8 protein-coding genes and 1 pseudogene are annotated in these 6673 nt (G+C 54.0%); all 9 read left to right on the top strand.

All coding sequences use genetic code 11. The features are described 5' to 3' along the window. Positions 1-440, top strand: a 440-nt coding sequence (locus N6G83_RS45485) for an HK97-gp10 family putative phage morphogenesis protein (RefSeq protein WP_260524199.1), incomplete at its 5' end; no start/stop codon positions are given. Beyond that, a complete protein-coding gene (locus N6G83_RS45480) occupies positions 437-784 on the top strand; it encodes a DUF3168 domain-containing protein (RefSeq protein ID WP_260524198.1) in 348 nt (115 codons plus the stop codon). The genes N6G83_RS45485 and N6G83_RS45480, both read left to right, overlap by 4 nt. Positions 785-841: 57 nt before the next feature. Continuing rightward, positions 842-1279: pseudogene (locus tag N6G83_RS54860) on the top strand (phage tail protein); the annotation flags it as partial. Between the two features lie 21 nt (positions 1280-1300). After that, positions 1301-1540 carry an Ig-like domain-containing protein gene (locus N6G83_RS54855; RefSeq protein ID WP_312847419.1) on the top strand — a complete coding sequence of 80 codons (240 nt, stop codon included), beginning with the start codon at positions 1301-1303 and terminating at the stop codon, positions 1538-1540. 15 nt (positions 1541-1555) lie between these two features. After that, positions 1556-1969 (top strand): phage tail assembly chaperone, encoded by a 414-nt coding sequence (locus N6G83_RS45470; RefSeq protein WP_260524196.1) that lies wholly within the window; start codon positions 1556-1558, stop codon positions 1967-1969. Beyond that, positions 1969-2250, top strand: a complete 282-nt coding sequence (locus tag N6G83_RS45465; protein WP_260524195.1) for a DUF4035 domain-containing protein — start codon at positions 1969-1971, stop codon at positions 2248-2250. Before N6G83_RS45470 ends, N6G83_RS45465 begins: the two co-directional genes overlap by 1 nt. Before the next feature lie 37 nt (positions 2251-2287). Beyond that, on the top strand, positions 2288-5554 hold the full coding sequence (locus N6G83_RS45460) for a phage tail tape measure protein (RefSeq protein ID WP_260524194.1): 3267 nt from the start codon (positions 2288-2290) through the stop codon (positions 5552-5554). Continuing rightward, positions 5554-5907 carry a phage tail protein gene (locus tag N6G83_RS45455; RefSeq protein WP_260524193.1) on the top strand — a complete coding sequence of 118 codons (354 nt, stop codon included), beginning with the start codon at positions 5554-5556 and terminating at the stop codon, positions 5905-5907. The genes N6G83_RS45460 and N6G83_RS45455 overlap by 1 nt, the downstream gene beginning before the upstream one ends. Before the next feature lie 11 nt (positions 5908-5918). Further along, complete coding sequence (locus N6G83_RS45450) at positions 5919-6671, top strand: phage minor tail protein L (protein ID WP_260524192.1); 753 nt, start codon at positions 5919-5921, stop codon at positions 6669-6671. Positions 6672-6673: the final 2 nt, after the last annotated feature.

Genomic DNA, 6673 nt, shown 5'->3' with positions numbered 1-6673 from the left:
ATAGCAGCCTTGATTTCTCCGATCTGCTCGATATCTCGAAAGAGTTGGAGCTGTTGAGCAAGGCCGAGAGTCGGAAAGTGTTGCGTCAGGCTACGCGGGCGGGGGCGAATGTTCTCCGTGATGAAGTTAGAGCGCGGGCGCCGAAGAAAACCGGCAAGCTGAAGCGGAATATCGTTGCTGTGAACATGCGGGGCAAAGATGGTGGGGCGGCAGCCGGAGTGCATATCCGTGGCCGAAATCCTCGAACTGGCAACAGCGATAATTCGATGAAGACCGGCGACCCGAAAAACTCCTTTTACTGGCGCTTTGTTGAGCTTGGAACGTCGAAGATGGCTCCGATACCGTTTGTTCGGCCATCCTACGACGCAAAGGAGGAAGCCGCTGTTTCTGCCGTATTCGCAAAGGCAAACCAGGCGATCGATGAGGTGCTTTCAAAATGACAGAAGCCGACTTAAAACCGTTGTTAAAACCGCTGGTGGGCGGCCAGGCTTACCCTTATGTCGTAAAACTTACGCCGGAGGGGCAGCCAGCAGTAAAGCCGCCGTGGATCGTCTACACGGTACCCGATGAGCAACGCGGTGATGTGTTCTGCGGTACCGCCGAAACTGCCTCCATGGTGCAGATCGACGTGTATGCCAGCAGCATTGACGAGGCGAAAGCCATTCGCGAACAGGCCGAGGCAGCAGTAACTTTGTTGTTACCCGCCGAAGTCCACCTATTTAGCGGCCACGAACCCGATACCGGTCTTTTCCGTGCCTCATTCGAATTCCGAGTGTGGCAGTAACCCATACCATTGACCATGACCCGCTACGGCGGGTTTTTTTATGTCTGGAGAAATCACATGACAAGTAAGCATGAAAAAACAAAAGGCACGGTGATCAGCGTTTCAGCTACCGAAGCCAGCGAAGCCAACCCGACCGGCGTAGCCTGGCTTTCTGCATCGTGCAGCATGCGGGAACTGAGTTTTACGGGCGGCCAAAAGTCGGATATTGAGATCACCACGTTCTGCTCAGACGAGCAGGAAATGGTAAACGGTCTGAAAGCCCCTTCAGAAATGACCATCAACAAAAACTGGAGTGCCTACGATACCGCGCAGGATTCGCTGATGGAGGCGGATGAAACGGACACCCGTCGCGCCATCAAGATTGTTTTCCCTTCGGGTAATGGTTTTGCCTATCTTGCTGAGGTTCGCCAAAACAGTTGGAGTGCCGCAACTAATGGCGTTGTATCCGCGTCGTTCTCGCTACGGATTATCGGCAAGCCTGTACGGATTTACGCTGTAAACATTCCGGTAACTGGCGTGATCCTGGATAAAACCACAGCCAGCGTATCACTTGGCAACAGCCTGCAGTTAACCCCAACGATCGCCCCGGCATCAGCCACTAACCGTGGCGTAACCTGGACATCTTCTACGCCCGGAAATGTGATGGTAACCGCCGCAGGCGTTATCACTGGCCTAGCAGTAGGCACCTCAACAATCACTGTCAAGACCGTAGACGGTGCTAAAACCGCGACGTGTGTCGTGACCGTCACCGCCTAACTGGAGCATTAACCCATGGCAGCAAAAAAATTGAACCTCAAAGCGTTGGCGTCTTCAGCAACAGCGGGCTTTCGCACAAAATCGGTAACGGTCGCAGAGTGGGAGGGCGCCGCCGTAGTGTTGCGCGAACCGTCCAGCATGGCGTGGGTTGAATGGCGGCAAATCATCAAGCCCAGTGAAGATGAGGCAGCAGGCAAGCCGCCGAGTGCCGCACAAGAGGCAAGGCGCAATATTGACGCTGACGTGGTGCTTTTCATTGATGTATTGCTTGATGAAGACGGTCAGCATGTTTTCAAAGCCGAGGATAAGGAGTTGGTCGCCGGGATTTACGGGCCAGTGCATGCCCGCTTGTTAAAGCAGGCGCTAGACCTGAGTACCTCCCCGGAAGATGCTGAAAAAAAGCCCGAGAGCCAAACACCCAATTCCTGATGAAACTGGCGCTGCGCCTGGGGAAAACCCTGGGCGAGTTGCGCCACTCTATGAGTATCAGTGAATTACGTTTGTGGATGGCTTTTGACCGGATAAGCCCGATCGGTGATGAGCGTAATGATTATCACGCTGCACAAATCACCGCTGCTACGTTCAATGCCCAGCGAACGAAAGACCCGCTGTCTATTGGAGATATGCTGATCTGCTGGAATGAACCCGCCAATACGGATGAGGAAGACACAGCAGGACTCGAGGCGTTTTTGGGAAATCTGGCTGACTGATACCTGCTCATGTAGCGGGTTTTTTTATAGGTGAAATATGGCTTCGCTGCGTGAACTAATCATTAAAATTTCGGCTAATTCCAGCTCCTTCCAGACTGAAATTTCTCGCGCGTCACGCATGGGGGCCGATTACTACAAAACCATGGAACAGGGCGGCAGAAAGGCCGCAGCAGTAACCCGACAGCAGCAGCAGGCATTGCAGGCTTTAAATGCGGAGCTGGCATCCGTTAAAGCGGTGGCCGCTGGCATGACCGGGGTTATTGCAGGTGCGTTTGCTGTCGGATCATTGATTGAAACCGCTGATAACTGGGGCCAGCTATCGTCCCGTATCAAAATGGCTACTACGTCAGGCGACGAGTACAACATGGTTCAGTCCAGACTGATGGAAATCAGCGACCGCACCTATAAAGCCATTGAGGAGCAGGGCGAGCTGTATATTCGCAGCGCCACGGCCATGAAGGAATTGGGGTATAGCACCGAGTCCACCATTAATTTTATCGACTCCATTTCTTCTGCTCTGACCATCAACGCCGCCAGCGCTGACAAGGGCGCATCGGCTATCAATGCCCTGTCTAAATCTATGGTGGTGGGCAAGGTCAGCGGGGGTGAGTGGCAGACGGTCATGGAGGTCATGCCAACGGTCATTGGTGATGTGGCCCGGCACCTCGGCATGACGGAAACCGCCGTTAAAAAACTTGCCAGCGAAGGCAAGCTCTCCATGCAAACCTTTTCCGATGCCGTCATTGCAGCACAGAAACGCAACGCAGAGTTGGCCGAAAATATGCCGACTACGGTCGGTGATGCCATTACCAAGCTTTCCAACCACTGGAAGAAGTACATCGGTGAGGCTAACAACGCTTACGGTGCAACGCAGGTCATGTCTGGCGGGATCGGCATGCTGGCCGACAATATCGAGACCGTGGGTAATGTTACCGGCGTCCTGATCGGCATCGGCGTTGCCCGATACCTGGGTAATATGACCACGTCACTGGGATCTGCGTCGGTTGGCTTGATACAGGCTAAAAAAGGTGAAGTGGCGTTAGCTGCCGCACAACTCGAAGGTACCAAGGTATCGACTGCTCGAGCGCGTGCAGCTGTCTATCGCGCTCAGCAGGCACTGGCGGCAACAAGGGGAACGGATGCGCAAGCCGCAGCTGAAAGGCGATTAGCCGCATCCCAGCAGGCATTAACCCGCAATATTGCCGCGCGAACGGCAGCACAAACGGCGCTGAATAGCGTTACGTCCGTAGGTTCGAGGCTGTTGTCCGGAGCGCTGGGCCTAGTGGGCGGGATACCTGGTCTTGTCATGATGGGTGCTGGCGCATGGTACTACATGTACCAGCAGCAGGAGCAGGCGCGGGCGTCAGCGCAGGAATACGCTGCTCAGATAGACCAGGTAAGGGAAAAAGTTAAAACGATGTCGTTGCCCCAGACGGCAGATGAAGGTAAGAACGCACAGAAGGCGCTTGCAGAGCAAAACAGGCTGATTGATGAGCAGGCAGCGAAAGTTAGAGCGCTGCAGCAGGATGTAGAAACGCTGAATCAGGCTAGATCTAATCCGGCCTACTCCGCAAGTATCAATGATGCCGATCTCGTTGATGGTATAGCAAAGGCAATTGCTGATCTTGCTGTTGAGCAAGAACGTCTCACTCAGATGCAAGGGAGAGCAGGGCAAGTACAGCAGACATTGGCAGAAATCGAACGCCAGCGAGTTGATCAGATACGTGAGCAGGCTTGGCAGCAAAACGCTGCTTATCAGTCTTTGGTGATGATGAGTACGCAGCACAAGGATTTCAATCGGCTACTCATTACGGGTAATGATTTATTGGCCACCCGTAATGGGTTACTGGCAAATAGCCCAATGCGGCTCCCTCAAGCTACTGTTACCGACTCCGAGCAACAAGCTTTGCTGCAAAAACAACAGGCGGCAGCGTTAGCTGGACTGGATGGAGTAGCCCGCGTAACAAAACAGGCTGAGTTTGATCTGCAAAAAATGGGCAAGACAGGCCCGGAAAACGCTACCTATGCCGCTCAGTATACTCAGGCAATGGTGAAGGAATATAACGAAACCCAGCGGTTGGCGGCGGCTAAAAAAGCGGGGGCCAGTGCTACCAACTTGCACAACAAAGCCGAAAATGAGGCCGCAAAGACAGCAGAACAGTACACCAGGAAAATTGCTGATCTGAGTATTGCTATCGATGTGCAAAAGGAACGGGCCAAAAACGGGGAGAAAGCAGCTGACCTATATGCAGCCTCACATGAGAGCGGCACCAAATGGACGAATGAGCAACGTAAGGCGATCGAGGCATCAGCCGTAGAGCTGGCGACATGGACGCAAAAAGCCGACGAGGCCGTTAGAAAACAGCGTGAAATGGCAGATGCGCTGAAGGATCTGACCGATGCAGCCCGGAAATATCGTGATGATGCGGCAGCAAGCGAGAAAACTCGCGGTATGGGCCAGCGTCAGCGCGAACAGTTTGATGAACGACAGCAGGTAGAGCGCATTTTCGATAAGTCTGACAAAGGCAGCGCGGCTGTTGCTGCCCGGATTGCTGCGCTGGATGCGCTGGACATGAAGTATAAGGCTGCAAAAGCCGCTGAGGCTGATTGGATGGGCGGTGTTAGCGCCGGTCTAGCCGATTGGGTTGATGAGGCTTCCGACTATGCTGGTCAGGCTGCTGACGCAACCAAAAACGCCATGGGCGGCATGGTCAATAACATTACCGACATGCTCAACGGTAATAAGGCGTCATGGAAAGATTGGTCTATCAGCGTGCTGGAGTCTATCGAAAAAATCCTCGTCAATGCGGCTCTAGTGAACGGACTCAAATCGTTGGGTGGGGCAATGTCTGGCGCTGGCGGGATGTTGGGTTCCATCGGTGGTTTCATTTCTGGCGCAGTGGCAAACGCCAAAGGCGGGGTTTACGACTCGCCCAGCCTAAGCGCCTACAGCAACAGCGTGGTTTCCTCCCCTACCTATTTTGCCTTTGCTAAGGGTGCAGGCTTGATGGGGGAAGCGGGGCCGGAAGCGATCATGCCGTTAACCCGTGCCGCCGATGGTTCGCTGGGTGTTCGGGCGCTTACCGCCAGCCAGCCGATCGGCTCGGGCGTGGGCGGAGGTGCCGCTGGAAATGTTTACGTTACGATTAACGAAAACGGTTCTACATCAGTGTCTGGTGGCGGAGATGGCGAGAGCTTTGCGCGTGAGTTTTCGGCAATTATTCAGAGGGAATACGTCAAACTGCGCAATAAGGATTTGAGCCAGGGCGGGGCAATCAATAGCGCAATCAGAGGGGGCAGATAATGGCGCTGGAAACGTTCACCTATGCCGCCAGGGTAAATCCGACCGGCGATCACTCCTTTCGTGTACGTGAAGTGCAATTTGGCGATGGTTATAAACAGCAGGTTGGCGATGGGCTGAATGCTGAACTCCAAAGTTGGTCATTAACATTTGTTGGAAACTGGAAGCGCACCTTTGAGATCAGGAGTTTTTTCAAACGCCACGCCGGTTATAAGTCCTTTAAATGGATGACGCCTAATTTTGAATTGGGGCTGTTCACTTGCAAAGCGTATCAGGTTACCGCCCTGGGCAAGAATGACCGCGGCGATCAGATGTACCAGCTTGCGGCCACGTTCGAGACCGCCTTCCGACCATAATAGGTAAAACCATGTCTATCAATGCTGATCACCAGGTGTTAGAACCTGGTAGCAAAATCCGCCTTTTCGAAGTTGACGGCAGTCAATTTAGCGGGCCTGAGTTGTATTTTCACAGCCACCCGATCCCGTTCACTCCGGCAGAGCTGGAAAAGGCCGGTGATGATCCGGCCAAGCTACCGGCAAAATCTATCTGGTTCGGCGGGCGAGAGTACAGGCCGTGGCCGGTAGTGATCGAGGGGCTGGAAGTCACCAGCGACGGCACCGCACCGAGCCCCACGCTGTCAGTGGGTAACGTCGATGGCACCGTTGGTTCGATGTGCCTTGCATATCAAAATCTGGCCATGTTCAAGGTCACGATCCGCGACACTTACGCGCATTACCTGGACGCCAGAAACTTCCCTGAAGGAAACCTCGAAGCCGATCCGACACAGCAAAAAGTTGATGTGTGGTATATCGATCGCAAGATCAGCGGCAGCAATACCGGCATCCAGTTTGCACTGTCTTCGCCCGCTGACCTGCAAGGCATCATGATCCCCACGCGGCAAATCCACAGCCTGTGTACATGGTGCATCCGTGGTCAGTATCGCGGGGCGTCGTGCGGGTACACCGGCACAAAGTATTTTGATATCGATGGAAACCCGGTAGATGACCCGTCGAAAGATGTTTGCTCTGGCCTACTGTCCACCGGCTGCGAACAGCGCTGGGGAAGAGGTAATCCGCTGCCGTTCGGCGGTTTTCCCGGCTCCGCATTGCTGAAGAGGTAGCC

The organism is Serratia sp. PL7 (assembly GCF_945957435.1).
Note: the sequence above shows the minus strand (reverse complement) of the source record. Positions and strands in the feature narration are given on the sequence as shown.